The organism is Streptomyces nanshensis (assembly GCF_001751255.1).
Classification (GTDB): Bacteria; Actinomycetota; Actinomycetes; order Streptomycetales; family Streptomycetaceae; genus Streptomyces; species Streptomyces nanshensis_A.
The window spans coordinates 181-3,632 of sequence record NZ_LJGW01000050.1; the positions used below are offsets into that span (position 1 = coordinate 181).

General features: G+C 72.7%; 4 protein-coding genes and 1 pseudogene. 1 reads left to right on the plus strand and 4 read right to left on the minus strand.

Features of this window, described 5'->3' with window-relative positions; genetic code table 11:
- Positions 1 to 350: 350 nt before the first annotated feature.
- The 4 genes from AN218_RS02700 to AN218_RS02715 form a co-directional block, all read right to left on the minus strand.
- Positions 351 to 791, minus strand: coding sequence for a VOC family protein (locus tag AN218_RS02700; protein ID WP_070014946.1), 441 nt, complete (start codon positions 789 to 791; stop codon positions 351 to 353).
- A gap of 5 nt (positions 792 to 796) precedes the next feature.
- A complete protein-coding gene (locus AN218_RS02705) occupies positions 797 to 1,699 on the minus strand; it encodes a helix-turn-helix transcriptional regulator (RefSeq protein WP_079131753.1) in 903 nt (300 codons plus the stop codon).
- Positions 1,700 to 1,835: 136 nt separating this feature from the next.
- Positions 1,836 to 2,237 (minus strand): DUF2267 domain-containing protein, encoded by a 402-nt coding sequence (locus AN218_RS02710; RefSeq protein ID WP_070014958.1) that lies wholly within the window; start codon positions 2,235 to 2,237, stop codon positions 1,836 to 1,838.
- Between the two features lie 167 nt (positions 2,238 to 2,404).
- Complete coding sequence (locus AN218_RS02715) at positions 2,405 to 2,842, minus strand: Hsp20/alpha crystallin family protein (protein ID WP_070014952.1); 438 nt, start codon at positions 2,840 to 2,842, stop codon at positions 2,405 to 2,407.
- 129 nt (positions 2,843 to 2,971) lie between these two features.
- Here AN218_RS02715 and AN218_RS02720 point away from each other — a divergent pair.
- Positions 2,972 to 3,452: pseudogene (locus AN218_RS02720) on the plus strand (HSP18 transcriptional regulator); the annotation flags it as partial.

The window sequence follows — 3,452 nt, forward strand, 5'->3', positions numbered from 1 at the left end:
CGCCTCGTCGTACGAGGCGAGTGCGGCGCGCATCGCCGTCCCCGCGACCCCTCGCCGCCGCACGACGACGGCCAGCCGCCAGAACCCGGCCGTCACGGCCGCCACGGCCGCGGCGGTGAGCAGCACCGGCAGTACGTCGTCCATGGGCCGACGCTACCGCCGCCCCGCCGACGCCGTCCCGCGAACACAGCCTCGCGAGCGCCGTGCCCCGTGCCCCGAACGGCTCGGCGCCCTCGCGGTGTTGAGCGTGCGCCGGGGCGGCCCCCGTACGTCCCGGCGCATACTTGTCGCGACGCTCGCAGCGGTCGCGACGCTCTCGGACCGGGCGGACCTCAGACCGTGCCGGACGGTCAGCTCGGCGCGGGCTCGCCCGGGTAGTGGCCGAAGCTCCAGAGGTTGCCCTCGGGGTCGCGGATCGCGAACTCCCGGTTGCCGTAGTCCTGGTCGACGATCTCCCGCGCGAAGGTCACGCCCGCGGCCTTGACCCGCTCGTACAGTCCGTCCACGTCGTTCGTGACGACGTAGCACCCGAACGTGCCCGGCGGAGTGCACCACTCCGCGTCCGGCTTGTAGGAGCCGAGCATCACGCCGCCGCCCTCGGGCCAGTCGAGCTGGCAGTGGGCGACCTGGTCGCCGTCGGCGTAGACGGCCGTACGCAGGAAGCCGACCTTCTCCACGAGGAAGTCGATCAGCGTGTGGGCGTCGCGCGCCTGGAGGGTGGGCCAGACCGTCGGTGCGGGTGCGGCGGACGGGCCCGCCGCCTGGTGCGCTGCTGCTGATGAGTTGTCCATGGGGGCTAGTCTTCGCCGTTGCGATGGCCCCCGGCTTGGATATTCCGGCGCTCCTCGCCGATCCACCCGCTCGGGCTCAGCCCCGTGTACTGCCGGAAGTCCCGTACGAGGTGCGAGTGGTCGTAGTAGCCGCACCGTGCGGCGATCCGGGAGAGGTCCGGCGGCGCACCGCCCGCGACGGTGACCGTCACCTCGCGCCGCGCCCGTTCGAAGCGCATCAGCCGGCTGATCTGCTTCGGGCTGGTGCCGGTCTCGCGGCGGAAGAGCGTGGTCAACTGCCGTCGGCTCAGGGCGACATGGCGTGCCATGCCGTCCAGCGAGCCCGCGCCGCGGTGCCGTGCCATCCACGTCCACGCCTCGGCGACCTCGGGACGTACCTCGGCGCGGCGCCCCTGGTCCTCCGCCCTCCGCCGGAGATACGAGGTGAGGAGGCCGAACCGCTCGTCCCAGCCGCTCAGTTCGCGCATCCGTTCATGGAGCTCCACCGCCGGCCTGCCGAGGAGGGCGCCCGCTTCGCTCATCCGCGTCAGCTCGCTCGCCGGCGCCCCGAACAGCGCCCTGGCCGCCATCGGATGAACGGCGAGCTGCACCCCGCACTCACGGGCGGGCTGGAGGATGTACATGGGACGCTGATGCAGCCCGCCGACGACGATCTCCTCGCGGTACGCGTCGCGCCCGCGCGCGTGCTCGGGGCTCTCGCCGCCGATCACCGGGCCGTCGAAGGAGAAGATCAACGTCAAGTACGGGGAGGGCAGCCCCCGGTGGAGCTGCGGTTCGGCCCCCTCGGAGCGGTATCCGATCGTCGAGGCCACCATGGCGCCCAGCGTCCGCGGCGCCCGTACGAACTCATACGATGCGTCGCCCTGCGATGCGGAGGGCGGCTGCCCGCCGCGCCGTCCGGAGGCCATGCCGGCAAGTCTACGAGGACGGGCGGACAGCGCCCCCGTGCCCGCGCGTGACGCCGTACGCCCGCCCGACGCCGTATGCGCGAAGCTCCGGGGACGGGCCGGTGAGCGGGCGGTCACCGGCCGTGGGTCGCCCTGCTCAGGGCGAGGCGTCCTGGGGACGGCCGAAGAGCAGGTCGTAGCCCGGGGGCAGTTGGAGCAGGATGCGACGCGTCAGCTCCTCGCCCGCGGCGTCCGCGGCCACGCTGAGGACGGCGCCCACGTCCCAGGCCGCCGTCTGCTCGGTGGCGCCCTCGATCCACGCCGCGGTGGCCCGTACGAACCGCTCGCTGGAGAGCGGTTCCGCCGCCTGGAGCGGATTGAGCAGGATCAGCGCGAAGGTCTCCGGGAGCCGGGCGGCGAGATCGGCCCGTACCTCGCCGACCAGATGCGCGCCCAGCAGGGCGAGCACGGTACGCGCCGCACGGTCGGCCTCCGTACGGGTCGGGTACTCACCGCGTTCCTGCACATGGTCGAGGAACGCCTCCCAGCGCATGGCCACCATGCCGTCCCCTTCCGGCCGCTTGCGGGGTCTGCTCCGTACAACTCCCGGGCGCTTCAGGGCAGTCGAGGCGTGGGCGGAGGGCGAGACGAGGGAGAGAGAGGACGTCTCGCCCTCCGCCGCCGCTGCCGGTGCGGCCGCCTCGGTTGCCGGTCGCCCCGGTCGCCTCAGCCGCGGATCTCCTTGCGGCCCGGACTCGCGCCGATGGAGATCTTGCGCGGCTTGGCACGCTCGGCGATCGGGATCCGCAGCGTCAGGACGCCCGCGTCGTAGTCCGCCTCGATGTGCTCGGTGTCGAGGGTGTCGGCGAGCACCACCTGCCGTGAGAAGACACCGAGCGGACGTTCCGAGAGCTCCACCTGTGCGTCGTCGCTCCTGGTCTGCGGCCGGCGTTCGGCCTTGACCGTCAGCATGTTCCGCTCGACGTCGATGTCGACGGCCTCCGGATCGACGCCCGGCAGGTCGAGGGCGATCACGTACTCGTCGCCCTCGCGGTAGGCGTCCATCGGCATCGGGGACGGACGCGACCACGTGCCGGACGGATGGCCGAAGAACTGCTGGGTGAGCCGGTCGAGCTCACGGAAGGGGTCGGTGCGCATCAGCATCGTGAAAACACCTCCGCTTCGCGGTAGTTCAAGCCCTGTGCTGTTGCCTGCCTCTCTTGTAGCATGTCATCGGAACGATGACAAGTGACGTTTGTCGCCCGAAGGTTGACGGGCGAGCGAGGTGGCCTCATGACCGACGACGACCGGGAACCCGCTTCCTCACCCGGCACCTTCCACGCCGCCCAGGCAGCGCTGGAGACCATCGACGAAGCCGTACGTACCGCCCAGACGACCCCGCCCGGAGAGGCTCCCGACGCCGGCTCCGACCCCGACCCCGACCCCGACCCCGACGTCGGCTCCGGCTCCGGCTCCGACGCGGGCTACGAGCAGGTACTCGCCGCCCTGCTTCTGCTGCGCGAGCTGCGCGACCAGCTCGCCGGATGGGAGACGGGGCTCATCGAGACCGCCCGTGAGGCGGGCGCCAGTTGGGCCGAACTCGCCCCGCCGCTCGGCGTCGCGAGCCGCCAGGCCGCCGAGCGGCGCTATCTGCGGCTGCGTCCCGGAGCGCCCGGAGCCAACGGCGAGGAGCGCATCCAGGCCGTCCGCGAACGCCGCGCCGCCGACCGCTCGGTGACGACCTGGGCCCGTGGCAACGCCGCCGGTCTGCGCC

What these genes read in the sequence shown, in the direction of transcription:
- AN218_RS02700 (WP_070014946.1), bottom strand. Translation starts at nt 791, where the DNA reads ATGGACAACTCATCAGCAGCAGCGCACCAGGCGGCGGGCCCGTCCGCC.
- AN218_RS02705 (WP_079131753.1), bottom strand. Translation starts at nt 1,699, where the DNA reads ATGGCCTCCGGACGGCGCGGCGGGCAGCCGCCCTCCGCATCGCAGGGC.
- AN218_RS02715 (WP_070014952.1), bottom strand. Translation starts at nt 2,842, where the DNA reads ATGCTGATGCGCACCGACCCCTTCCGTGAGCTCGACCGGCTCACCCAG.